Raw genomic sequence first — 24,467 nt, 5'->3', positions numbered from 1 at the left:
TGTCACCATATGGCGTGCTCTCAAAGATTCTCATCGCGAACCGCGGGGAGATCGCCGTCCGCGTGATCCGAGGTTGCCAGGAACTCGGCATCACGACGGTGGCTGTCTACTCCGAACTCGACCGTGACGCTCTCCACGTCCGAATCGCCGACGAGGCCTACGCTCTCGGCGGTCAGACTGCGGCGGAGAGCTACCTCAACACCGAGGCGATCATCGCCGCCATCACCGACAGCGGTGCGGACGGTGTCCACCCCGGCTACGGCTTCTTCTCCGAGAACGCGGACTTCGCGCGGGCCATCACCGACCTCGGCGTGACGTTCATCGGCCCTCCCCCCGAGGCCATCGAGATCATGGGCGACAAGATCTCCGCGCGGGAGGCCGCCGAGAAGGTCGGCGTCAACGGGGTGCCCGGCTCCGACGGCCTGGTGACCACGGCCGCCGAGATCGAGGCGTTCGCCGCAGCACACGGTTTTCCCGTGGCCATCAAGGCCGCCTACGGCGGTGGTGGCCGTGGCATGAAGGTGATCAACGAGGGCGACGACATCGCCTCCGAGATGGAGTCTGCCCAACGTGAGGCACTGGCCTACTTCGCCCGCGACGAGATCTACGTCGAGCGGTACCTGACCAAGCCCCGCCACGTCGAGGTGCAGGTCGTCGCCGACGCCCACGGCAACACCATCTACGTCGGCACCCGGGACTGCTCGGCTCAGCGCCGTAACCAGAAGCTCATCGAGGAGGCACCGGCCCCCGGCATCGACCCGGCGATCCTCACCCGCATGGGAGAGGCCGCCGTGAAGGTCGCCGAGGGCTGTGGCTACGTGAACGCCGGGACCGTCGAGTTCCTCTACGAGGACGGCGACTTCCACTACCTCGAGATGAACACGCGCCTTCAGGTGGAGCACCCCGTGACCGAGATGGTCAGCGACCTCGACCTCGTCGAGTTGCAGATCAGGATCGCCTCCGGCGAGGAACTCCCGATCGGCCAGGACGACGTCGTCCTCAACGGTCACGCGATCGAGGTGCGCATCAACGCCGAAGACCCCGCCGAGGGGAAGTTCCTGCCCTCGCCCGGGACGATCACCGAACTCAAGGCCCCCGACGGCTTCGGTACCCGCTTCGACACCGGCTACGACTCCGGTGACGAGATCTCCCAGTACTACGACAACCTCATCGGCAAGCTGATCTGCTGGGGCCGCGACCGTGACCGGGCGATCGCCCGGACGCTGCGCGCGCTGCGCGAGATGCGGGTGACCGGGGTGGCCACGACGATCCCGGCCGACATCGCCATCCTCGAACACGAGACGTTCCAGGAGATCGAGCACTCCACGCGCTGGGTCGCCGAACATCTCGACCTCACCGGTGTGTCGGCCGCCCCGGCGCCCACCACCGACGGCGACCAGGACGAGGCGACCGTCGAACGCCGTTCGACCGTGGAGGTCAACGGGCGCCGCTTCGACGTGAAGATGTACGTGCCCGAGTCCCAGGTCGGCGGCGGCGGCGGTGGCGGCGGCCGTGTCGCCCGTCCACGGCGCGCGTCGGCGGCGGCCGGCGGCGGCCCGGCTGCAGGCAGCGGTCAGGTCGCCGTGCCGATGCAGGGGACGATCGTGAAGGTTCTCGTCGAGGTCGGCCAGGAGGTCACGGCGGGCGAACCCGTGGTGGTCCTCGAGGCGATGAAGATGGAGAACAACGTCAACGCCGACAAGGACGGAACCATCTCGGAGGTACGCGTGGCTCCCGGCGACTCGGTGGGTGGCGGCGACATCGTCGTCGTCATCGAGTAGCGGGCGTCCGGACCCGGGGCGGGACGGTCACAGGGCCCCCGCCTCCAACTCCGGTCGCCTCGTCTGCACCACCACGGTGCGCGCCAGCCGGTCGAGAACGCCCCGGGAGTCCCGTGCGAACCCGGCGGTGAAGTGCACGACGACCAGCACGATCGGGAAGATCTGACCGGGTAGTACGGCGACGATCCCCGCCACCGGCGCGACCCGGAGCACCGCCATCACCACCGAGGGCGGCTCGCCGTCGGCGATGTCGACGATGCGGATGCTCATGAGCATCTTGCCGGGCGTCTGACCACGCCAGGCGACGAAGAGCGTCTCGTACACCAGGACCACCACGACGGCGACAGCCGCGGCCCAGGCGGGCACCGACACGTCGTCACCGTTCGTCTCGGCGACCGGCCCGAGGATCGCGAACCACACCGCGAACACGACGATCCAGTCCACGACGCGCGCGATCGCCCGCTGTCCGACCGTCGCGAGCAGGTCGACGCGACCCGGCTCCGGGCCACTCACCGACGCGGCCCGCTCACCTACTCGGCCGCCTCGGCGAGGACCTCGGCGAGCGTCGGGTGCACCAGCAGGGACTCGACGATGTCGGTCACGGTCAACCGGGCGTTGACAGCGAGTGCGATCACCGAGATCAGCTCAGCTGCGTGACGGCCCACGATCGACCCACCCAGGATCACGCCCGTCGCGGGATCCGAGACGATCTTCACGAAGCCGCGCGGGTCGTTGTCGATGAGCGCCTTGGGAGCGACCGAGAACGGCACCTTCGTGACGCGGACCTTGCGACCGGATGCGAAGGCATCGGCTTCGGCCAGACCGACGTCGGCGATCTCGGGTTCGGTGAAGATCGCCGAGGCCGCCCGGTCGTAGCCGACGTGGCGGTGGGGCCGCGTGTGGTGCAGGCCCAGGGCGTGCTCGGCGATCTTGCGACCCTGCATTGCGGCGACCGACGACAGCGGCAGCTTCCCGGAGAGGTCTCCCGCCGCGTAGACGTGGGGGGCCGACGACACGCAGTTGTGATCGATGTTCACGTATCCACCGGTGGTCTCGACACCCGCGAGTTCCAGCCCGAGAGACTCCGAGTTGGGAACCGAGCCGATCGCGAGCAGGGCGTGGGATCCCACGGCCCGACGCCCGTCGTCGCAGCTGACGGTGACCTCGTCACCGTCGACGGCGAGCCCCTCGGCCCGGGCCCCCTTGAGCAGCTTCACCCCACGGTCGAGAAATGTCTCCTCGAGTGCGGCGGCGACCTCGGGGTCCTTCTGGGGGAGCACCTGTTGACGGCTCACGACGAGGGTCACGGCGCTGCCGAAGCTCGTGAACATGTTGACGAACTCGACACCGGTCACACCGGAGCCGATGACGACGAGGTGTTCGGGGATCTCCTCGGGCGGGTAGGCCTGCCGGGTGGTGAGGACGCGGCGGCCATCGGGCTCGCACCATTCGGGGATGCGGGGCCGGCTACCGGTCGACAAGACGACGATGTCGGCCTCGAGCAGGTGCTCGCGACCGTCGTTGCCGTCGACCGCCACCTCGTGCGGCGTCACGAACCGTCCCGATCCCTCGATGATGCGGACGCCCTGGGAGGTGAGGAGTTCCACGACCTGACGCTGCAGGCGATCCTCGATCGCCTCGATCCGCTCGCGCAGGGCGACCGTGTCGACGTGGGTCTCGACGGGATCGAGACCCATCCCGTCGGCCCGACGGAGAAATGTCATCGCCCCACCCGTGGCGATCATCGCCTTGGAGGGCACGCAGTCCCACAGGTGGGCGGCACCACCGACGATGTCACGCTCGACGACGGTGACCTCCGCGCCGTGGCGTGCAGCTGTCGTGGCACACGTGTTGCCGGCGGGACCGCCGCCGATGATCACCATCCGGGTCTTTCGCATGGCGCCAACCGTAGCGACTCGGCAGCTACCCTCTGGTTGTCCCCCACCTGCCGCGTTCGTGCCGAGCGATCAGGGCGCGCGCCGCCGGAGGAAGCGGTCATGGAACATCGGTCGAACGACATCGCGACGCAGCGCGCGACCGGACAAGACCCTGCCCCGGGACCACCGATAATCGGCGCTCTGGCGGCGCGCGGGTTCCGCTGGCTCTACGTCCTCGATGCCGTCGCCCTGTTCGGCGTCATGTGCCTCGTCATGCTCGTACGCTTCGGGACGGCCTGGCCGAGCGCCTCGTTGGCGGTCCATCTCGGTGGTTTCGGAGCCGCCACCGCGGTCCACCTCGTCGTGTACTACTTCGGCGGCCTGTACGACCGGACGTTCCGCCTCGGTCGTCGCATGTGGCTCGGCCGCGTCGCGGGCCTGACCGTCATCGCCCTGGCGGCCTGCGCTCTCGTCATCCTGCCGACCGACCGGTACCCGATCCCGAGGGGCAACCTTCCCTTCGTCGGTGCGTTCGTCGCGCTCGCCGTGACCGGCAACCGCCACCTGTCACGGATCCTGCGGTCGAGCCGGTACGGACCGCCGCGGGTCATGCTGGTCGGCAACCCCGACGACATGGCCCTCGCCGCCAAGCACCTCGCGGAGTCCGACCGCGATGCAAAGGTCGTGGCCCAGACGACCGACCCCTCGCGGCTCGTCGAGCTGGCGGAGGCGCACACCGTCACCGACGTCATGCTCGTGTCGGAGACATCGCTCGAGGACATCTATCCGGAGCCGCTGTCGAGCTTCGAGGCGAAACGCAAGGGCGTCTACCTCCGGGTGACGGCGAAGAATGCCCTGATGGGGCTGCGCAACGTCCGTCAGATCGGCGGGATGCCCTACGTGACCCTGCTGTCGCACACGCTTCCTCCGTCGAAGGTGCGCTTCAAGCGGGCGTGTGAACTCGTGCTGCTCGTGGCGCTGGCGCCGATACTCATCGTCGTCACCGGCCTGACGGCGCTGTACGTTCTCGCGGTTGCCGGGCGGCCGCTGTTCTACCGCCAGGCACGCACCGGGTTCCAGGGCCGCCCGTTCTCGATGGTGAAGTTCCGCACGATGTACCCCGATGCCGAGGAACGCACCGGAGCGGTCATGTCGAGCGGCACCGACGACCCGAGGGTGATCCCGGCGTGTCGCTGGCTACGGGGCACCCGCCTCGACGAGCTCCCCCAGTTCTGGAACGTGACGCGCGGTGAGATGTCCATCATCGGACCTCGCCCCGAACGGCCCGAGATGACGCAACGGTTCTCCGAGCTGATCCCCGGATACGAACGTCGCCACGAGATCCCGCCCGGCATCACCGGCCTCGCCCAGGTCAGGGGCCGCTACGACCTGGACCCCGCCTACAAGCTCGGGCACGACATCCAGTACCTCGTCAACTGGTCGCCGGTCCTCGACCTGCAGATCCTCGTGCGCACGCTCTGGGTGATGATCGCCCGCCGCGGCTGAGTCGACGTGCACGAACCGGGCCTGTCGGTCGTCATCCCCGCCCGCGACGACGCCGCTCACCTGCCGGCGACGGTCCGCTCCGTCGTGGATCAGGACCTCGACGTCGCCTTCGACGTCACGATCGCGGTCGGACCGTCCGCCGACGGCACGCGCGAGGTCGCCGATGCCCTCGCGGCCGAGGCCTCACTGGACGCCGACGGACCACCGGTACGGGTCGTCGACAACCCCGCGGGTTCGACTCCCGCCGCTCTCAACGCCGCTATCGCCGCGTCGAGCGGACCGGTGATCGTACGTGTCGACGCCCACTCGGAGGTTCCGCCCGGCTACCTGCGGATCGCTCTCGCCACGTTGACGGAGACAGGCGCGGTCAACGTCGGTGGGATCCAGGACGCGCTGGGCGAGACGCCGTTCCAGCGGGCCGTGGCCGCCGCGATGACCTCCCGGTTCGGCGTCGGCGGCGGCGCGGTGCACCTCGGGGGATCCGAGGGGCCGGTGGACACCGTCTACCTCGGCGCATTCCGGCGTGACGCGCTCGACGCGGTGGGCGGCTACGACGAGTCGCTGATCCGCAACCAGGACTACGAACTGAACTGGCGCCTCCGCGACGCCGGTGGGACCGTCTGGTTCGATCCCGATCTGAGGGTCGTATACCGGCCCCGATCGACACTCTCGGGGCTCGCAGGCCAGTATCTCGGCTACGGGCGGTGGAAGCGGGAAGTCCTGCGACGCCACCCACGCTCGATACGGCCACGTCAACTCGCCGCACCCTTGCTGGTGGCCGGCCTGGCCGGATCCGTGGGGCTCGGCCTCGTCGGCCGGCGGGGAGCCGCGCTGGCCGTGCCGGCCGCCTACCTCGCCGGGGTCGTCGTTGCCGCCGTGTCGACGGCTCTCGGCGTCGACCACGAAGGCCGGGGGTCGGCCGACCGCCCGGGCACGGCGGTCCGTCTCGTGGCGATCTACCCCACCATGCATCTCAGCTGGGGTGTCGGGTTCCTGCTCGGACCTTCCTGACACGGCCCGGCCTGCGACGTCGGCCCCTCCGATATCCGGCGCGTGGACCTCGAGCGCGCTTGCCGCGCCCTAGCGGTACGGCGCCCGGTCGGCCTCGACCATCATCGCGACGAGGGATGCGAAGTCCACAGTGGGCGTCCAACCGAGTTGAGCCTCGGCTGCCGAGGCGTCGGCCACGAGGTTCTCGACCTCCGCCGGACGTTCGTAGCGGTCGTCGTGACGGACGTAGCGTTCCCAGTCCAGGCCGACATGTCCGAACGCGAGCTCACAGAACTCCCTCACCGAGTGGGCGACACCGGTTCCGATGACGAAGTCCGCAGGTTCGTCGGCCGTCACCATCCGCCACATGGCGTCCACGTAGTCGCCCGCGAATCCCCAGTCCCGACGGGCATCGAGGTTCCCGAGGTACAGGTGCTCCTGACGGCCGGCTTCGATAGCAGCGACGGCCCGGGTGATCTTGCGGGTCACGAAGGTCTCGCCCCGTCGGGGGCTCTCATGATTGAAGAGGATCCCGGAGACGGCGAACATGTCGTACGCCTCGCGGTAGTTGACCGTGGCGTGATGCGCGAAGACCTTCGAGACCCCGTAGGGCGAACGGGGGTGCAGCCGCGAGATCTCGTTCTGCGGGGGCGGCGTGGAGCCGAACATCTCCGACGACGAGGCCTGATAGAAGCGGGCGTCGACGCTGGCTGCGCGCAGTGCCTCGAGGACCCGCAGCGCCCCGAGCGCGGTGGCGTCCGCCGTCGCCTCGGGCAACTGGAACGAGACCATCACATGGCTCTGCGCGGCCAGGTTGTAGACCTCGTCGGGCCGGATCTCGGCGAACAGGCGGCTGAGCGATACCCCGTCGGTCACGTCGCCGTAGTGCAGGATCAGCCGCTCGGCCTCCTGAGGTGCCTCGTAGATGCCGTCGAGGCGCCAGGTGGTGACCGACGAAGAGCGGCGGACGAGCCCGTGAACCGTGTAGCCCCGTGCCAGGAGGAACTCGGCGAGATACGACCCGTCCTGACCGGAGATCCCTGTGATGAAAGCTGTCCGCATGGGCGGTAGAGGGTACCGGGCACCGCTCACTCCCGGGAGTACTCTCGGCGCGCGTCGTGATCTCCTCCCCTACTCCGTCCCCCGGCTCGCCGGACGCCGTCCGGGTCCGTCCCCGCGGCTCCGGGAACGATGTCCCGGCCGTGCTCACGGCGGCCCTCGACAGGACGGTCGACTTCGTGGTCGCCGGATTCGCTTCCTGGACCGTGATCGCGCATCTGTCGTTCCTCGCGGACTGGGATCGGGACCCGACGACGGCGCTGTGGATCGCGACGCTGCCAGTTGTTCTCGCCTTCGTCGTCGTCGGCGGTCGCGCCAACCCGATGAGGCTCCGCAGGGTCGCCCTCCCGAGAGACCCGCGCTCGCTGGGGAGGATCGGCGCATGGATCGGCGCTGTCGCGGTCATGGCCTTCGTCATGTCGCGTTGGCGTCTCACCCGCTCGGCGTGGCCCCCGACCTGGGTGGCGCTCGTCGCGCTCGTCGGGGCCGGCCTCTGGTTCGTGGTTCAGGCCTGCCGGGGGCACGCCCGAGAGCCCGACGTCGCCCCGCCCGGCCACGGCGAAGGGACCCTCGACCACGACGAGACTCTCGTCACGGGCGCGCCACGTGCACCGGGGGCGGTCGCGGTCGCGCTGATCCTGGCGGTGACCGCCGGACTGGCGGTCATGTCGGCATTCACCGTGCGTACCGAGATCGACGACGTCTTCGTCCTCAACCGGGCCACCTACATCGAACAGCACGACGGCCCGTTCCCCGACCGCGACACGATCTTCGCCGACCAGGTCTTCCGCCAGACCCGCACGGCGGTACCCCAGACGACGATCGAGCCGTTGTACGGCTCGATCGCAGCGTTGGCGCCCATCTCCGCCACGACACTGGCCCATCTGGTCGCGAGCCCGTTCATCTCCGCGCTCGGCGTCCTCGCACTCTGGCGCCTGCTGCGTACGTTCGGGTTCGTACAGCCGGCCATCGCGACGACGATGACGTACCTGTTCTTCCTGTGGGACGGCCAGTCCGACACGAACATCGGCAACAACAACTGGTCTCGGGCCCACCTCGGCAAGACGGCCCTGTTGATCGTCGTCGTGCCCTTCCTGTGGCACCACGGACTGCGCTGGGCCCGCGACGGCGAGCGGCGGTCGCTGTGGCTGCTCGTCGCCGGTGGCATCGCAGCCATCGGCCTCAGCACGACCGGAGCGTTCGTCGCCCCGCTCGTCGCCGCGCTCGCCGTGGGAGCGGGCGTGGCAGGTACGACCCTCGGCAGCGGGAGCGACGTGGTGATCGGGACGCTGCGCGAGCGGGCCCTGCCGGCGGCTCTGGCGGTCGTGTACCCGCTCGGTGCGGCCCTCGCACGGGAGGTGGCCGACCCGTCTCCGCTGGTGGTCGGACGCTTCGTCCTCGCTCAGATCGGTGACGCCGGCGCGTCGTTCTCAGCGCAGAACCTGTCCGCGTTCACCTTCTACTCGGCCTTCGGGAACGGCCCGGCGGCGTTCGTGACGATCTCGGCCACGATTCTCGGCTGGCTGTGGGTTCGCGACGCGTCGGCCCGGTTCGCCCTCGCGGGTTCAGTGGCCGTCGTGATCGGACTGGTCCTGTTCCCGGGCGTGTTGACGGCAGCAGACGACGCCGCCGGTGCCGATGCTGTGATCTGGCGGGTGATGTGGGTCCTGCCGGTCGGGGCCGCCGTCGGGATGATGCTGGCCTCACCCCTCGCGGCGCTGGGGGGTGACCTGCGACTACCGGCACAGAGGCTCGTGGCGGGAGCCGGGACGGTCGGTGTGGGAGTGCTACTCGCCGTGACCGCGGTCGTCGGAACCCCGAGCGTGTCCCGTTTCAACGTCGCTGAGTGGGACTTCCCGCGGCGCGACCTGCTGGCTGTCGAGACACCTGCGGCCGAGACTCTCATCTCGCTCACAGCGCCGGAGGGAATCGCGGCGACCCCGTGGCGGGTGGGTTACCCCCTGGCGGTCCTGTCGGGTGAGGTGCACGCCACCAACCCGCTGGTGCGCTACGTGGAGGGCCCCCTGGCGAACGTGCCGGCCTTCCACGCCGCCGAACGACGCCTCGTGACCGATGCGCTCACCTGGGGACTCGCCGAGGGGGAACGCGAGAGCTTCGCCGCCGCGCTGGACACGCTCGAGGTGGATTCGGCGTGCCAGTACGTCGCCGATCCGTTGTTCGAGGCACCACCGCCCGAGCCCCGCAACCGTGACGAGACCACCGCCGTACTGCTCGGCGCGGGATTCGAGCGGGTACAGGTGGACCAGATCTGCACCTTCTGGACCCGGGGCTGAACCCGAGTCGCGGCTCATCGCTGCGGCGGGGTGTCCTCCCAGCGGCCACCGAGATCCACCCAGCCGGGCATGTCGGGATCGGCTCCTGCGAGAACCTGCAGGGTGAACACCCGCTCCAGTCGATGGTGCACGACGGAACCGTCCGGGCTCTCGGCGAAGACCGTCAACGGGTAGGAGCCGGGTCGGAACGGGAACCGGTCGATGACGTAGTCCACTTGGATGCGGCCCCCACCCCTCGTGCGGGCCGCGTCGAGTGTGACGACCGGTTCAGCGAAATTCACACCACCGGGGCCGTGGAACAGCATGCGGAAGCGCAGTCCCTCGACCCCCGGTTGGACATCGAGATGCCCGCGCAGGGTGAGTGCTTCGCCGGTGGCCGCTGCGATCGTCGAGCGACCGGAGCCGTCGATGAACTCGACGTCGGCGACGCGTACGGTCGCGCCGACGTCCGCCGCGTCCGACGAGGTGTGCGCGTCGACGTCGGTGAGATAGCGGTCGACCACGTCGCCCGAGGTGCCCGTCGTGACGACCCGCCCGTGGTCGAGCCAGGCGGCGTCGTCGCAGAACCGCCGGACGGTCCCCAGGTCGTGGGAGACCACGACGATGGTGACCCCACGCTCGCGGAACCGCAGGATCTCCTCGAGACAGGCCCGCTGGAACTCCTCGTCGCCGACGGTGATGACCTCGTCGAGCAGCAGGACGTCGGGTTCGACGTGGATGGCAACCGAGAAGCCGAGACGGACGAGCATCCCGTTCGAGTAGATCTTCACCGGGGAGTCGATGAAGTCGTCGAGTCGGGCGAACGACACGATCTCGTCGAGCTTTTCGCGGATCTCGGTCGGTGGGATCCCCAGGATCGACGCGTTGAGGAACACGTTCTCGCGTCCTGTGAGGTCGGGGTGGAAACCGGCGCCGAGTTCCAACAGCGCCGAGACCCGACCGCCGACGGCGATGGTGCCCGTCGTCGGTCGGTGGATCCCCGCGATCAGCCGCAGCAGCGTGGACTTCCCGGAACCGTTGTGGCCGATGATCCCGAACGCCGCTCCCCGACGGATGTCGAGATCCACGTCGTTGAGTGCCCAGAACTCGTCGTAGGTGGTCCGCCGCAGGTTGAGCAGTCCCTCCTTGAGGCTCGACGGCCGGTCCTTCTGGAGACGGAACCGCTTCGAGATCCCCCGGGCGGCGACAGCGACCCCCGACGGCAACTGCGGGGAGCCGCCGGCGCCGACCGCTCTCACAGTTCCTCCGCGATGTTCTCGGTCTGACGGACGAAGACCGTGTAGCCCACCGCGAATACGAGCACCGCCGCGCACGTGGCGTATCCCAGGCGCAACGCCGAGGGGACCTCGAGGTCGTAGAGGATGTCCCGTGACATCTCGGTGAGCTGTGCGATCGGGTTGAACTTGATGATGTCGAGCGCGGGGAGCCCCCATGCGCGCTCGGGGATGATGCCGAGCGGGTAGATGATCGGGGTGGCGTAGAAGACCACCTGCAGGCCCAGGGTCACGAGGTAGCCCACGTCGCGGTAGAAGACGTTGAAGACGCTGACGAACAGCCCGATCCCCAGCGACAGCAGCGAGATGAGCACGAACAGGTAGAGCCACAGGAAGATCGTCCAGCTGATGTTGCCGACGGCGATCAGGACCACGACGAGGACGACGAACTCGAAGGCCGTCTGGGTGGCCGTCACCGCGAGGTTCGCCATCGCCGGCGCCTCCGGCGGGAAGTACACCTTGTTGAGGAGCGGTCCGGCATCGGTCAACGCCGTGATGGACCCCTTGATGACCCCGTCGAAGAGGTTCCAGACGACGAGCGCGCAGAAAAGGTAGACGGCGAAGCTCTCGAGCTCGCCGTTGCCGGCCACGGGGGGCGCGATGCGCAGGAACGTCCCGAAGACGAGGGTCAGGATCGCGAGGCTCGCTGCCGGGTTGATGAACGACCAGAGCCAACCGAGCGCGCTGCGCTTCTGGCGGGTGGAGAGGTCCCGGCGGGCGAGGTTGACGATCAGGGGCCCGTATCCGCGCAGCTGCACGACCCGCTCGGCCACGCGCGCCCATCCACGCGTCGCCGGCGCTCGCACGACGATCTCCACGCCGTCGTCGCCGGCGCCGGTCCCGTTGACGGTCATCGGTCTTCCTCTGCAGCGGACGTGTCGATCAGCTGCGCGTAGAGGTCCCGGTAGTCCGTAGCCATCTCCGAGACATCACGCAGCGGCACCGAGCATGCCTGCGCTGCGAGAAGCTCCCACCGGTTCCGGTCACGCCCCGCGGCGACGATGGCCTCGACGGCGCCGACGGGATCGTCCAGGTCCACGACGATGCCGCCGCCCGCGGCACGTACCCGCTCCGCCGGAGCACCGCCCTCGCCCACGACGACGGGGATCCCCAGGCTCCACGCCTCGGACACGACGTAGCTGAAGGTCTCGCGGCTCGGCGACAGCACCGCCACGAAGGCGGGGCGGAGTCGTCCGAGGCGTCGGGCGAGGTCCGTGCGGCGGTAGCCGCCGTGGAACGTGACGGGAAGGTCCGCGACGGCGGTGATGTGGTCGGCGTCGACGACCCCGAGCACACCCAGGTCGAGCTCGTGCCGCTCGTCCGCAGCCACGAGACGGCGGAGGGTCTCGGACCCCTTGTGCGGGGCGAGAACCCCCACGACGACGACCCGCACCCGCTCCTCGGGCCCCGCGGCGCGGGCGACACCCTTGCGACGCCCTGACGACGCGGTCCCGTGTCCGATGACGTGCGCACGCTCGACGACGGCGTCACCGAGCGCCCCCGCGAGGACGTCGACCGCCGCCTGCGACGGTGCGACCAGCGCGTCGATCGATCCGAGGAGACGTCGGGTCGCGGCCTGCCAGTCCACGACGAAGCCGTGCTTGAGCGGGACGTCGGCGGGTACCCACCGCTCGATGGTGGGACACGGCCCGGGACCCGCGGTGCAGGTGCCACCGCAGAAGTTCCCGTTCTCGTCGAGCAGGTTCAACGACGGGCAGGCCAGGTAGTAGTCGTGTGCGGACATGACCACCGGGATGCCCAGAGCTCGTGCCGCCTCCACCAGGTCGAAGGTCTGGCCGAGCAGGTGGTGGATGTGCACGACGTCGATGTCGAGGCGACTGAGGACGTCGACGTAGGCGTCGAAGCGGTCCTCGTCGGTCATCTCGGTGATGTGCCATCCGTCCACGGGATGCCACCGGTGCACGACCTCCCAACGGTCGTCGGTGAACCGGCGCACGGCGACGTCGGAGTACTCGGGGACGAGCGTGAAGGTCTCGTGGTCGCCGTCGAGGTGACGGGCGAGGTCGTCGACGTGGTTCTGGGTCCCGCCGAATCCGTCGTGCACGACGGCCAGGACCCGGCGGCGGTCCGGCGGCGGACCGCCGGCCGCGAGCGCGGCCACGCTCGCCGCGGCGGTGGTGGTGGCCCGCCGCAGGTCGTCGGAGGCGACGAAGCGGACCGCACGCTCGTGGTAGTCCGGCCACAGTCGCTCGAGAGTGGCACTACCCGCCTCGGCCAGCGCGGCCTTCTCGGATCCGAAGCTCGCCGATTCGTCGTGGAACACGACACAGTCGTCCGCGACCACGTGGGTGAACCCGAATGTGGACAGGCGCATGCAGTAGTCGTTCTCTTCGCCGTAGCCGCGCGGGAACGCCTCCTCGTCGAGCAGTGGCACGACCTCACGGGCGGCGGCGGTCACATACATGCAGAAGCCGTTGCCCGTGGGACCGTGGGGCCGGACGAAGGCCGAACCACGGGCCACCGCGGACGCGTAGCGGTCGACCTCGGCGGGCCCGTCGGGTCGGGGGCAGGCGAAGCTGAATGCTCCGGCGGCATCCGACAGTGGGGTGACGGTGCCGATCCTCTCGTCGGAGAGCGCTGCGTTGCGCAGCCGCCACAGCCAGCGCCGCGGCACCCGCGTGTCGGCGTTGAGCATGACGACGTCGCCCGCGGGGGCCGCTGTGAGACCCCGGTTCACGCTGCGGGTGAACCCGAGGTTCTCGTCGTTCTCCAGTAGGACCCAACCCTCCCGGCGGGCCGCCTCGGCGACCAGCGGGGCGACATCGGGGTCGGTACTCGCGTCGTGCACGATGATCACGCCGACGTCGGTCGGAGAGTTCGCGGCCACCGCCGTCAGACAACGCCGAACCTCGGCCGGCGCGTTGTAGACCGGGATGATCACCGTCAGGGCCCTGTCGAGCGCGCCCCCGCGGATGGCGGAGCCGAGCCCGGTGCGCGCCGACAGCGGACCGGTCCGTAGGCGCTCGATGGAGGCGTCGTGCTCGGTGGTGTCACGCCGCCCGGCCAGGCCGGCGAGCACCGGATAGAAGCGATCGGCGGTGCGGGTCGCGAGACGCACGAGGCGACGGTCCCGGAACTCCTCGAAGTGGCCGGCGACGTCGGCTGCGCCCGACTCCGCGGCCAGGGCGTGGCGGCGCTCACGGTCGAGTTCGTGGGTGAGTCGGGCGTTGGCGGCATCGGCGTCTCGCATCGCGGCGCGCAGCCCGTCGTTCTCGGCGACGAGCCGGGCGAGAATCGCGTCCACCCCCGGCACACCCTCCGCCGTGCGGTCGTGGAATCCGCTGAGACGACTGAGCACCGCTGCATCGCCGTGCACCGCCTGACCGACGACGAGTTCCCCGACGTCGTCGACGACGGCTCCGGGGTCGAATGCCGCGCCGAGAGCAGCCTTCACGTCGGCACCGGCCACGGGGATCCCGGGCACGACCACGAGGACCGGGCCACCGGCCGCACCGACGATGGCGGCCGCCGCGTGCGCCTCGGTGCGCAGCGCGTCCCGGGAGCCTTCCGGGTCGACGATCACGACCCGGACCGGCCGCTTCCCCCCAGGCGCGCCGGACGCGTCCGATGTACCACCGGGCGCGGTGGCGGACGGTTCTCCCGAGAGCAGTACGCCCGGCTCACCGAGCGGGCCGCGGGCGGCGGCGCGGCGCACATCTCCGGGCCGTCGCAGGTGACGGGTGAGGAGGGCGACGACGTCGTCGACCAGCTGCGAGCCGGGGGTTGCGATGACGATCAGACCCAACGTCGATCTCCAACACCGTGAGAGGTCGGCCCACAGGCTACCCGGCGCCGAGATGACGATCACCGGACCCTGGCACCGGACGCCGAGATGACGATCACCGGACCCTGGCACCGGACGCCGTCGCTACAATCGCTGCGTGCCCGAGCGCCCCGCCGTCACACGGGCCCTGATCCCGCCCAATTCACGACGGGCAGAGTTCGCGAAGCTGTTCCTTCCGCCGGGAAGTCGCCGTCGCATCGCCGCGAAGAACATGTTCGACGCGGCGACGGGGCGCGTCGGCCTGCTCGAGGCGCTCGCAGACACCCCGACGAGTGAAGACGGCCGCCTGCGGCGCTTCATCGCACGCAACCGGCCCCAGCTCGCCGCTGCCGGTGTGAAGCGGGGGGTGCACGTGGTCGACACGTCCGACGCCCGCTTCGATCCCGCCGACCTCCCCGCGGACGACCTGGTGGTGTTCGCTGCGCCCGGCGATGTCCACGAACCCGAACTCGTACCGCTCCTGGCGGCGACCGACCCGTCGCTGGACCTGGTGTCGTGGGACGACGTGACGATCGGCGACGACGGAGGGCCCACCGAACCGCGGGTCCGCCCCCGCTGGTCGCCGGACACCCACCGCGTGGCGCCCTACCTGCACCGCTGTTTCGCCGTTCGTGCCGGGGCGATCGCCACCTCGCAGTGGCACCCCGTCGGGGCCGGGCCGACGCTTGCGGGGGGATCACCGGTGGCTTCCGCCGCCGTGACCATCACCGACGTGGACCTCTGGCGACTCGTCGAGGCGGTCGATCCGGATCCGGGCCGGACCCTGCGTCTCCCGTGGTTCCTGTCACGCACGCGCCGACGCACCGACCGTCTCCCCGCCGACGCCGTCGCGGAATCCCTCGCCCGCCGCGGCATCGACGCCCGTCCCGGCAGCGAGGGCCTCAGGCTCGATTTCGCCGACACCGCACCCCGACCGACGGTCACGATCGTCGTGCCGACCCGCCACCACCGCGAGAACATGGGACAGCTCCTGCCGGCGCTGGCCAACACGGCCCACGACGGGGTCGAACTCGTCGTCGTCGACAACGGCGGACGCAGCGGCGACAACGAGGCCTGGTACGCGTCACAACCCTTCGCAGACCGCACGACGGTGCACTGGTGGACCCGGCCCTTCAACTGGTCAGCGGTCAACAACTTCGGCGCCTCGCTCGGCAGCGGCGAGATCCTCGTATTCTGCAACGACGACGCCCTTCCGGTACGTGGCGACTGGCTCGCCGACCTCTGCGGGTGGCTCACCGTCCCCGGGGTGGGGGCGGCCGGGCCGCTGATCGTCGACTCACGCGACCGGGTCGGCGAGGCGGGGATCGCCGCCGGGCTCGCCGACCTGTGCGAACACTTCCTGCGCGGTGCCGATCCGCGCGGTGTCGAGATGGTGGGCCCGGTGGGTTGGCCCCGGGACGTTCTGGCGGTCACGGGTGCGTGCGTCGCGGTCACCGCCGCGACCTTCGACGCCGTCGGCGGCTTCGACGAGGAGTACGAGCTGACGGGCAGCGACGTCGCGTTCGGTGTCGCCGTCGTCGAGGCCGGCCTGCGCAACGTCTGCACCGGGCTGGCGTCGGTGCGACACGACGAACGCACCACCCGCAGTGGCCCCGATCACCCACATGACGTCGACCGGCTCACGGCCCGCCTGGCGCCCTACCTCGACGACGACCCGGTGTTCTCGGCCCAGCTGTCGCGTTGGCACGCCTGCCCACGTCTGGCGACCGCGGCCGAGCAACGGGACCGACGAATCCCGGGCGCGCCCTGATCGGGCGAGAAACAGGGCCTAGGGTGGTTGCAAACAGCAGCCACAGCAGCCACACTTCGTGACGGTACGAGCGGGCGGCTCGGAGGATCACTTCTCGATGGATTCTGTCAGCCGCCGCCAGAGGATCGCGGTCGCAGTCGCTCTCATCCTCGTCATGCTCGCGACGCCCGTGTTCGCATTCCGCGACGCCGGCGCGGCCGACGACGCGTTCACCTTCTCCGGTAAGGGTTGGGGTCACGGCGTCGGTATGAGCCAATGGGGTGCCTTCAGTCGCGCCGAGGCAGGGCAGTCGACCCAGCAGATCCTCTCGGCGTACTACCCCGGCACCCGCCTCGAGACGTCGACGATGCCCCGCGACATCAGGGTCCTGCTGTCGACGACGAACTCGGTGACCTTCACGCCGACGGGTCAATTGACGATCCTCGACAACGACGTGCCGATCAGCGTGGCCCCGCCGGGATCGAGCGTCCGGGTGGCGGTGACCGCAGGCCGCACCTACTCCATCACCGTGAACGGCGCGAACGTGTGCCCCGGACCGTGTTCGTCCAACCACATCCACCTCCAGTTCTCCCAGGGCCAGCCGGTCAAGGTCTCGAGCACCGGCTACTCCTACAAGTGGGGTGAGCTCTCGATCCGCTGGACCGCATCGGGACAGTTGTGGACGATCGTCGACGGAATGACGATGCAGCAGTACCTCTACGGGCTGGCCGAGGTCCCACCGGAGTGGCCGAATGCCGCGCTCGACGCCCAGGCCATCGCGGGTCGCTCGTTCGCCATGGCGACCATCGAACGCCGACGCAACTCGGGCTCGTGGACCTCGCCGTTCGACCTCTACTCCTCGGTCCAGGACCAGGCGTACGCGGGAACCAACCAGGAGGTTCCGCGCTGGAAGGGCGCCGTGGACCGCACGATCCAACGCGTCGTGACCTACAGCGGCGGGGTGATCGAGGCCTTCTACTCGGCGTCGCACGGTGGTCACAGTGAGGATTCCGGCTACGTCTTCGCGAACTCGTTCCCCTACCTGCCCGCGAAACCGGACCCCTTCGACACGGTCGACGATCCCAACGCGACCTGGACCCGCACGTACGCGACGGCGGACCTGAGCCGCTGGTTGGGTCGCTACGGCGACACGTCGGTGGGCACCGTGACCGGATTCTCGGTCTCGGGGAACATCGGCGCCAGCGGCCGTCTCGACAAGGCGAACATCACCATCACCGGAACCAAGGGGACCCGCACCGTCACCGGCAGCCGGTTCATGGCGGTCGTGAACGACGGCATCCGGGTCGATGGTGGTGGCTACGACCGCCGCCTTCTCTCGACGTGGTTCACGATCGAAGGCGCTGCCGTGGCCCCGCCCGGCGGCGGCGGGGGCGGCGGAACCCCCGTCAACCAACCGGTCGCGAGGCCCACGCCGACGCCCGCTCCCACACCCGTCCCTGATTCGGTCCCCTCGCGCGGATGGTTCGACCGGGCGGGCCGGGCCGGCTCGGACATCGCCATCGCCGGCTGGGCTCTGGATCCCGACACGCCCAACCTGCCCGTCGAGGTCGAGATCTTCGTCGACGGCGTGTTCCGCACCTCGGTCACGGCCGGCTCGAACCGACCCGACGTCGCCGCCGCCTACGGCACCGGCGGCAGGCACGGCTTCTCGACCCGCGTCGCGGTCCCCCCGGGCACCCACACGGTCTGCGTAGAGGCGAAGAGCAGCGGCAGGACCTCGCCGGACACGTCACTGGGCTGCAAGACCGTGGCCTTCGCTGACGCGCCGCCGGTCGGTTGGCTCGACAGGGCCCTCCCCGGCAGTGGCGGCGTCAACCTCGCCGGCTGGGCGGCCGACGGTGACGATCCCGGCGCGAGCGTCCGTGTACGTGTCTGGGTGAACGGAGCGCTCGCAGCGGAGACCACGGCCGCCTCGAGTCGTCCCGACGTCGACGCGGCGACCGGGCTGGGCGCCAACCACGGCTTCTCGCTCTTCGCGCCGACCGGGCCGGGTACGAACTCGGTGTGCGTCTACGCCAAGAACATCGGCACGAGCGCGGGAGACACGCTGCTCGGCTGTCGCACCGTCGACACGTCGGGTTCGGCGCCCACCGGATGGGTCGACCGGGCGACCGATGTCGCCAACGGCGTCCGCATCGACGGCTGGGCGCTCGACGCCGACACACCGGGGACCCCGGTGGTCGTGGACTTCAGCGTCGACGGACGCCTGGTCGGCAACACCACTGCACGTTCATCCCGCCCCGACGTCGGCGCGGCGCTCGGTCTCGGCTCGAACCACGGTTTCTCGTTCGTCGTGCCCGACGGCTCCGAGGCGTGTGTGTCGGCCCGTGACACGGCGTCGGGTACGAGCCGCCGGATCGGCTGTATCCGCCTGTGATCTGCGGCCCCGGCAGGCGGGACCGGGGCCGAGTCAGGCGACGATCTGCGCGACGAGTCTGTCGAACGCGTCGCCCCACTCCCCCGGCCCCTCCAGGCCTGCCAATCTGAGCGCGCGGTTCTCCAGTACCGAGTTGGTGGGACGGGGCGCCGGTCGGGGTGGCTGCAGCTCCGCCGTGGTCACCGGTTGCACCCGCCCGGGGTCGTGTCCCCCTGCGGCCAGCACGCGACGCGCCACCTCATACCACGACACCGACCCGGCGTTGGTGACGTGCCAGGTGCCCGGCCGACGGTCGACCACGAGGCGACGCAGCGTCGCCGCGAGGTCACCCGCATGAGTCGGGCTCCCGACCTGATCATCGACGAACCGCAGCGGCGAGTCGTCCCGGGCGGCGAGACGCAGGATGGTCTTCACGATGTTGTGGCCGGTCGGTCCGCACAGCCACGCGGTGCGCACGACGGTGGCGGTCGCCCCCGCCTCGAACTCGCCGGCCAGCTTCGATGCCCCATAGACGGACCGTGGGCTGGTCGGGTCCCACTCGTGGTACGGGGTCGGCTTCTCCCCGGAGAAGACGTAGTCGGTCGAGACATGGCACAGATGGGCGTCGAAACGTCGCCCGGCTTCGGCGAGGTGACGGACCGCCCACGCGTTCAGCGCATAGGCACCGATCTCGTCGGACTCGCACCCGTCCACATCGGTGTACGCGGCACAGTTCACGATCGCGTCCGGCCGGTGGGTGCCGACGACACCGAGGACCGCGTCGCGGTCGGTGACGTCGAGGCTCCCGTGAGAGAGCGCGATGAGCTCGTCGTGGGAACGCCGGGCGAAGGCCGCGGCCACCTCGGTGCCCAGTTGGCCACCGGCGCCGGTGACGATAACCCTCACCCGGCCGCCTTCAACGGCTCCCACCAGGCGCGGTTGGCCCGGTACCACTCGACGGTCTCCGCCAACGCCTCGTCGAGACTGCGCTCCGGGGTCCAGCCGAGCGCACGGATCCGGTCGGTGGTGACCGAATACCGACGATCGTGCCCGAGGCGGTCGGCGACGGGTTCGATCATCGACCCGTCGGCGCCACACAACGCGAGGATCCGCCCGGTGAGGTCGCGATTCGTGATCTCGTTGCCGGCACCGATGTTGTAGACGGTCCCGATCTCGCCGCCTCGCAACACGAGGTCCACGGCGGCGCAGTTGTCGCTCACGTGACACCAGTCACGCACGTTGAGGCCGTCGCCGTAGAGGGGAACCCGGCGCCCGTCGAGGAGGTTCGTCACGAACAGCGGGATGACCTTCTCGGGGAACTGCAGCGGCCCGAAGTTGTTGGACGAGCGGGTCACCACGACGGGGAGGTCATGGGTCGTGTGGTAGGCGAGAGCGATGAGGTCCGACCCCGCCTTGGACGCGGCATAGGGCGAGCGGGGACCCAACGGGTCGTCCTCGGAGAAGGAACCCTCGACGATCGACCCGTAGACCTCGTCGGTCGAGATGTGCACCAGACGCTCCACGCCGACCGTGCGGGCGACGTCACACACGACGTTGGTCCCGTCACAGTTGGTGCGCACGAACTCGTCGGGCGACACGATGGAGCGGTCGACGTGCGATTCCGCGGCGAAGTGGACAACCGCGTCATGGCCGTCCATCGCTGCGGTCAGCGCATCGCGGTCACAGACGTCGCCGTGGACGAACGCGAACCGGGCGTCGTCACGGACAGGATCGAGGTTGGCCGGATTCCCGGCGTAGGTCAGGGCGTCGTAGACCGTGACATCGTCGTCGCTCGTCGCGAGCAGATGGTGGACGAAATTCGCCCCGATGAAGCCGGCACCGCCGGTGACGAGGATCTTCACGGCCCGGTCCGGAGACCGGCGTGCGGTCGCACATCGGCGCTGATGTCGGCGCGGCGGGGGTTGCGGCTGTCGCGCTCGGACAGGATCGGCGTGTCGACACCCCAGTCCCCTGCGATCTGAGGATCGTCCCAGGCCACACCCAGTTCGTCGGCGGGGTTGTAGTAGCCGTCGACGAGGTACGTGATGGTCATGTCGGTGAGCGATGCGAACCCGTGGGCGACACCGGGCGGGATGTAGACGCCGCGGTGGGCGTTGGTGCCGTCGGCATCCTCGCCGAGGTCGAACGACATCGTTGCGCCGTCAGTGGCCGAGCCCACGCGCAGGTCGTGGAGAACGACGCGGGCACGTCCGAACGGGACGTACCAGTAGTCGGCCTGGTGGAGGTGGTAGTGCAGGCCCACGACACAACCCGCCGTGCGGTCCGCACGGTTGGCCTGGATCATCTCGCGGCCTCCCGGCACCCACGAACGCCGGTAGGTCTCGACGAAGACCCCCCGTTCGTCACCATGGATGGAGGGCGTGACGATGACGACTCCCTCGATCTCGGCGGCGGGGCTCACTTCGGTCATCGGCGCTGCTCCTCACGACCGGCATGGCGCGAGTCGACGTTCCGGCGGTCGATCGGAGACGTCATCCTTCGAGTTCCACCACGCTGTGGTCTCCGAGCATCATGCGCGAGGCTCGTGGCCGACGCGGCCCGCGTTCGACCACGGCGTTACGTCCGATGAGCGAGTCGACGAGGCGTGTGACGCCCGAGATGCGGCTGTTCGCGAGGACCACCGAGTGGTCGAGCTCACTGTCGGTGACCTCGCAGCCGTCGCCGACCGAGGTGAATGGCCCGATGAACGAGGACTCCACGAGGGTGTTGCGGCCGATGATGGCCGGCCCCCGCACGATGGAGTCCACGATCCGTGCACCCTCCTCGATCACCACGCGCCCCTCGAGACGGGAGTTCCCTTCGAGCGTGCCCGCCATCGCCGGTTCCACTCGCTCGAGAACGAGCCTGTTGCACTCGAGCAGGGGGTCCTTCTTGCCGGTGTCGATCCACCAGCCCTCGAGGACCCTGTGCTCGACCCGGTGCCCGTTGTCGACGAGCCATGCGATGGCGTCGGTGATCTCGAGTTCCCCGCGTTCGGACGGTTCGATGGCGGCGACCGCGTCGTGGATGAGGCTGTCGAACATGTACACCCCGACGAGAGCGAGGTCCGAGGGCGGATCGGCGGGCTTCTCGACCAGCGACACCACATCGCCGCCGGGGCCGATCTCCGCGACCCCGAACGCCGTGGGATCGTCGACGTGGGCGAGGAGTATCTGGGCCACGGGCCTGCGCGGTTCGGATCCGACCTCCGGCTCGTCGGCCGCCCGCCGCGAACTCACGAACTGGTCGACGAACTCGTCGAGGCCCTGCTCGAGCATGTTGTCGCCCAGGTACATGACGAACTCGTCGTCGCCGAGGAAGTCACGCGCGATCAGCACGCAGTGCGCGAGTCCGAGCGGCGCGTCCTGGGGGATGTAGGTCATCGTCGCCCCGAACGCGGAACCGTCGCCGAGTGCGGCGCGGATCTCCGCGGCCGTCTCACCGACGATGACGCCGATGTCGGTGATTCCGGCGGCGACGAGGTCCTCGATCCCGTAGAAGAGGATCGGCTTGTTGGCGATGGGGACGAGTTGCTTGGCCGAGGTGTGGGTGATGGGCCGCAACCGTGTCCCTGCTCCACCGGCGAGGACGAGGGCTTTCACGGCGGCCGAGTGTACGCCCCTGTGGCGCCGGGTGACCGACTGCGGCCTCAGGCGGCAGGGGCGGCGAGGGGCACCGGGGCGCACAGGCCGTCGAGTTCGACGACCTGGATGCGGTCCCGGTTGGCGTAGGTGATCTCGTTGGCGGGGTCCACGTTGAGCTTGTACTCGCGGAACGACATCTCGGTGGAGTCGAAGGTGAGCAGGCGCCCGACGAGCGAGTCTCCGTGACCGAGGATCAACTTGATCGCCTCGAGGGCCTGGATCGACCCGACGATGCCGGGCAGGACACCCAGGACACCGGCTTCGGCGCAACTCGGCGCCATCTCGGCGGGGGGCGGCTCGGGGAGCATGTCGCGGTAGGTCGGGCCGGTGAGCGGGTCGAACACCGTGACCTGGCCCTCGAAACGGAATATCGAACCGTGCACCACCGGGATTCCGAGCTTCACGGAGGCGTCGTTGACCATGTAGCGCACCGGGAAGTTGTCGGTGCCGTCGACGATGACGTCGTAGCCCTCGATGATTTCGACCACGTTGTCGGCGCCGAGGCGGACGTCGTAGGTGACGACGTCGATGTCGGGGTTGATCGCCGACAGCGTCTTCTTGGCGGAGTCGACCTTGCGATCCCCGATGCGGTCCAGGTTGTGGAGGATCTGGCGCTGGAGGTTGGACTCGTCGACGACGTCCATGTCGACGATGCCGATCGTGCCGACACCGGCCGCGGCGAGGTACATCGCAGCGGGTGAGCCGAGCCCACCGGCACCGAGCAGCAGCACCTTGGCGTCGAGGAGCTTCAACTGCCCCTCCTCGCCGACCTCGGGGAGAAGCAGGTGGCGCTGGTAGCGGTTGCGCTGGGCGGGATCGAGTGTGCGGGGGACCTTCCAGTCGCGCCCCTCGTCCTTCCACTTGTTGAACCCGCCGGCCATGGATACGACGTCGGAATAGCCGAGTTGGGTGAGCGTCTCGGCGGCGAAGGCCGAACGTGTCCCACCGGCGCAGTGGATGACGACGGTGGCGTCCTTGTCGCCGATGCGGTTCTCGATGTTCGACTCGAGCTGACCCCGGGGGATGAAGACGGCACCGGGGATGGAACCCTGCTCGAACTCGTCTGCCTCGCGGACGTCGAGCAGGACAGCACCCGCGGCGCGCATCTCGTCGGCCTCGGCGGTGTCGACCTCGCGGATACGGGCCTTCGTGTCGGCCAGGAGGTCCCTGAAGCTCGCCATGATCTCTTCTCTCCTCGCGCGCACGCTCTGGTGATGAGTCGCGCTAAAGCCTAGTGAACTGGTCAGGTATCGCCTACGTCAACCGCGTGGATGGCCGGATGATTCCCCGCACCTGCTCACGAGGGCCCAGCGGCGGCGCCGGCGGCCACGACGATGGGCAGGACCTCGGAGATCGAGGCCCGCAGGACCACCGTCGCGATGGCATCGAACGGGGTCGGCGACCCGTTCACGATGACGACCGGCACGCCGCGCCGGTGGGCCATCGGGACCACCTCGGCCACCGGGTAGACGGTGAGCGTCGAGCCGACGGCGAGCAGCAGGTCCGCCTCACCGGCTGCCTGCTGGGACCGCAGGAGGTCGTCGTTGTCGAGACTCTGCCCGAACGAGACGGTCGCGGTCTTGAGGATCCCCCCGCAGCTGCGGCACGGCGGGTCCACCTCCCCCTGCGCCACCCTGTCGATGGCGACCTGCAGCGGTGCCCCGTCCCCGCAGTCCAGGCACTTCACGTTGCGTGCGTTCCCGTGGATCTCGACGAGGCGTTGCGGTGAGGTCCCCGCCGCCAGATGGAGGCCGTCGACGTTCTGGGTGATGAGCGTGTGGAGTCGCCCCTGGCTCTCCAGATCGACCAGGGCGTGGTGTCCCGGGTTGGGGTCACGCCCCAGGTAGGGCGAACCCTCCACGTGGCGCTGCCAGTTGCGCTTCCGCAGATCCGCGTCGGACACGTAGAACTCGATGTTCGATGCCTTCTCGGCATCGGGATCCTTCGTCCAGATCCCGTCCGGGCCCCGGAAGTCGGGGATGCCGCTGTCGGTGGAGATTCCGGCGCCCGTGAGCACGACGACGTCGTCGGACGCGGCAACCAACTCGGCGGCCGCGGCGATCTCGGAGGTCAACTCGGAGGCGGGCTTCACACGGCTCAGAGTAGGAGATGGCGCCACCAGGACCACAGC

The 24,467-nt window shown here is 69.6% G+C and carries 18 protein-coding genes; 6 read left to right on the top strand and 12 right to left on the bottom strand.

Annotated features, from left to right (window positions below; translation table 11 throughout):
- Nucleotides 1–14 precede the first annotated feature (14 nt).
- Nucleotides 15–1,781, top strand: coding sequence for an acetyl-CoA carboxylase biotin carboxylase subunit (locus tag RIE08_08290; protein ID MEQ8717599.1), 1,767 nt, complete (start codon nucleotides 15–17; stop codon nucleotides 1,779–1,781).
- A gap of 27 nt (nucleotides 1,782–1,808) precedes the next feature.
- On the opposite strand, the gene RIE08_08285 is transcribed toward RIE08_08290, so the two are convergent.
- Both RIE08_08285 and RIE08_08280 read right to left on the bottom strand, forming a co-directional pair.
- A complete protein-coding gene (locus RIE08_08285; GenBank protein ID MEQ8717598.1) occupies nucleotides 1,809–2,294 on the bottom strand; it encodes an RDD family protein in 486 nt (161 codons plus the stop codon).
- A 17-nt stretch (nucleotides 2,295–2,311) separates the two neighbouring features.
- Nucleotides 2,312–3,679 (bottom strand): FAD-dependent oxidoreductase, encoded by a 1,368-nt coding sequence (locus tag RIE08_08280; protein MEQ8717597.1) that lies wholly within the window; start codon nucleotides 3,677–3,679, stop codon nucleotides 2,312–2,314.
- 99 nt (nucleotides 3,680–3,778) lie between these two features.
- Between RIE08_08280 and RIE08_08275 the strand changes: the two genes are divergently transcribed.
- The gene (locus RIE08_08275; protein ID MEQ8717596.1) at nucleotides 3,779–5,164 is read left to right on the top strand and encodes an exopolysaccharide biosynthesis polyprenyl glycosylphosphotransferase; all 1,386 of its coding nucleotides are present in this window, start codon (nucleotides 3,779–3,781) and stop codon (nucleotides 5,162–5,164) included.
- A 6-nt stretch (nucleotides 5,165–5,170) separates the two neighbouring features.
- Nucleotides 5,171–6,175 (top strand): glycosyltransferase family 2 protein, encoded by a 1,005-nt coding sequence (locus tag RIE08_08270; GenBank protein ID MEQ8717595.1) that lies wholly within the window; start codon nucleotides 5,171–5,173, stop codon nucleotides 6,173–6,175.
- A gap of 69 nt (nucleotides 6,176–6,244) precedes the next feature.
- Here RIE08_08270 and gmd read toward each other — a convergent pair whose 3' ends face one another.
- The gene (gmd, locus tag RIE08_08265) at nucleotides 6,245–7,216 is read right to left on the bottom strand and encodes a GDP-mannose 4,6-dehydratase (GenBank protein ID MEQ8717594.1); all 972 of its coding nucleotides are present in this window, start codon (nucleotides 7,214–7,216) and stop codon (nucleotides 6,245–6,247) included.
- A 140-nt stretch (nucleotides 7,217–7,356) separates the two neighbouring features.
- Between gmd and RIE08_08260 the strand changes: the two genes are divergently transcribed.
- The gene (locus tag RIE08_08260) at nucleotides 7,357–9,507 is read left to right on the top strand and encodes a DUF6077 domain-containing protein (GenBank protein MEQ8717593.1); all 2,151 of its coding nucleotides are present in this window, start codon (nucleotides 7,357–7,359) and stop codon (nucleotides 9,505–9,507) included.
- Between the two features lie 14 nt (nucleotides 9,508–9,521).
- On the opposite strand, the gene RIE08_08255 is transcribed toward RIE08_08260, so the two are convergent.
- Genes RIE08_08255 through RIE08_08245 form a run of 3 tightly spaced genes read right to left on the bottom strand, consistent with a single transcriptional unit; the run spans nucleotide 9,522 to nucleotide 14,547 of the window.
- On the bottom strand, nucleotides 9,522–10,745 hold the full coding sequence (locus RIE08_08255) for an ABC transporter ATP-binding protein (GenBank protein ID MEQ8717592.1): 1,224 nt from the start codon (nucleotides 10,743–10,745) through the stop codon (nucleotides 9,522–9,524).
- On the bottom strand, nucleotides 10,742–11,635 hold the full coding sequence (locus tag RIE08_08250; protein ID MEQ8717591.1) for an ABC transporter permease: 894 nt from the start codon (nucleotides 11,633–11,635) through the stop codon (nucleotides 10,742–10,744). Before RIE08_08250 ends, RIE08_08255 begins: the two co-directional genes overlap by 4 nt.
- Complete coding sequence (locus tag RIE08_08245; protein ID MEQ8717590.1) at nucleotides 11,632–14,547, bottom strand: glycosyltransferase; 2,916 nt, start codon at nucleotides 14,545–14,547, stop codon at nucleotides 11,632–11,634. Before RIE08_08245 ends, RIE08_08250 begins: the two co-directional genes overlap by 4 nt.
- A 136-nt stretch (nucleotides 14,548–14,683) precedes the next feature.
- Between RIE08_08245 and RIE08_08240 the strand changes: the two genes are divergently transcribed.
- Both RIE08_08240 and RIE08_08235 read left to right on the top strand, forming a co-directional pair.
- The gene (locus tag RIE08_08240; protein MEQ8717589.1) at nucleotides 14,684–16,336 is read left to right on the top strand and encodes a glycosyltransferase; all 1,653 of its coding nucleotides are present in this window, start codon (nucleotides 14,684–14,686) and stop codon (nucleotides 16,334–16,336) included.
- Nucleotides 16,337–16,433: 97 nt separating this feature from the next.
- Nucleotides 16,434–18,713: a SpoIID/LytB domain-containing protein gene (locus RIE08_08235; protein ID MEQ8717588.1), complete on the top strand. Its 2,280-nt coding sequence runs from the start codon at nucleotides 16,434–16,436 to the stop codon at nucleotides 18,711–18,713.
- A 33-nt stretch (nucleotides 18,714–18,746) separates the two neighbouring features.
- Here the strand turns inward: RIE08_08235 and rfbD are convergent, their stop codons facing one another.
- The 6 genes from rfbD to RIE08_08205 all read right to left on the bottom strand — a co-directional run bounded on the left by rfbD (nucleotide 18,747) and on the right by RIE08_08205 (nucleotide 24,428).
- Nucleotides 18,747–19,598: a dTDP-4-dehydrorhamnose reductase gene (gene rfbD, locus RIE08_08230; GenBank protein MEQ8717587.1), complete on the bottom strand. Its 852-nt coding sequence runs from the start codon at nucleotides 19,596–19,598 to the stop codon at nucleotides 18,747–18,749.
- Nucleotides 19,595–20,554 carry a dTDP-glucose 4,6-dehydratase gene (gene rfbB / locus RIE08_08225; GenBank protein MEQ8717586.1) on the bottom strand — a complete coding sequence of 320 codons (960 nt, stop codon included), beginning with the start codon at nucleotides 20,552–20,554 and terminating at the stop codon, nucleotides 19,595–19,597. Before rfbB ends, rfbD begins: the two co-directional genes overlap by 4 nt.
- Nucleotides 20,551–21,123, bottom strand: coding sequence for a dTDP-4-dehydrorhamnose 3,5-epimerase (rfbC, locus tag RIE08_08220; protein ID MEQ8717585.1), 573 nt, complete (start codon nucleotides 21,121–21,123; stop codon nucleotides 20,551–20,553). Before rfbC ends, rfbB begins: the two co-directional genes overlap by 4 nt.
- 61 nt (nucleotides 21,124–21,184) lie before the next feature.
- Nucleotides 21,185–22,294 carry a glucose-1-phosphate thymidylyltransferase gene (locus RIE08_08215; protein ID MEQ8717584.1) on the bottom strand — a complete coding sequence of 370 codons (1,110 nt, stop codon included), beginning with the start codon at nucleotides 22,292–22,294 and terminating at the stop codon, nucleotides 21,185–21,187.
- Between the two features lie 47 nt (nucleotides 22,295–22,341).
- Nucleotides 22,342–23,517: a molybdopterin-synthase adenylyltransferase MoeB gene (gene moeB / locus RIE08_08210; protein MEQ8717583.1), complete on the bottom strand. Its 1,176-nt coding sequence runs from the start codon at nucleotides 23,515–23,517 to the stop codon at nucleotides 22,342–22,344.
- A 116-nt stretch (nucleotides 23,518–23,633) separates the two neighbouring features.
- Entirely contained in the window at nucleotides 23,634–24,428 is a 795-nt protein-coding gene (locus RIE08_08205) for a Sir2 family NAD-dependent protein deacetylase (protein MEQ8717582.1), read from the bottom strand.
- Nucleotides 24,429–24,467 lie beyond the last annotated feature (39 nt).

The sequence above is a fragment of the Acidimicrobiales bacterium genome (genome assembly GCA_040219085.1).
Taxonomy (GTDB): domain Bacteria; phylum Actinomycetota; class Acidimicrobiia; order Acidimicrobiales; family JAVJTC01; genus JAVJTC01.
Note: the sequence above shows the minus strand (reverse complement) of the source record. Positions and strands in the feature narration are given on the sequence as shown.

Excerpts from the sequence above, each read along its gene's own strand:
- RIE08_08235 (MEQ8717588.1), top strand. The coding sequence starts at position 16,434 with ATGGATTCTGTCAGCCGCCGCCAGAGGATCGCGGTCGCAGTCGCTCTC.
- moeB (MEQ8717583.1), bottom strand. The coding sequence starts at position 23,517 with ATGGCGAGCTTCAGGGACCTCCTGGCCGACACGAAGGCCCGTATCCGC.
- RIE08_08250 (MEQ8717591.1), bottom strand. The coding sequence starts at position 11,635 with ATGACCGTCAACGGGACCGGCGCCGGCGACGACGGCGTGGAGATCGTC.
- rfbC (MEQ8717585.1), bottom strand. The coding sequence starts at position 21,123 with ATGACCGAAGTGAGCCCCGCCGCCGAGATCGAGGGAGTCGTCATCGTC.
- gmd (MEQ8717594.1), bottom strand. The coding sequence starts at position 7,216 with ATGCGGACAGCTTTCATCACAGGGATCTCCGGTCAGGACGGGTCGTAT.
- RIE08_08280 (MEQ8717597.1), bottom strand. The coding sequence starts at position 3,679 with ATGCGAAAGACCCGGATGGTGATCATCGGCGGCGGTCCCGCCGGCAAC.
- RIE08_08275 (MEQ8717596.1), top strand. The coding sequence starts at position 3,779 with ATGGAACATCGGTCGAACGACATCGCGACGCAGCGCGCGACCGGACAA.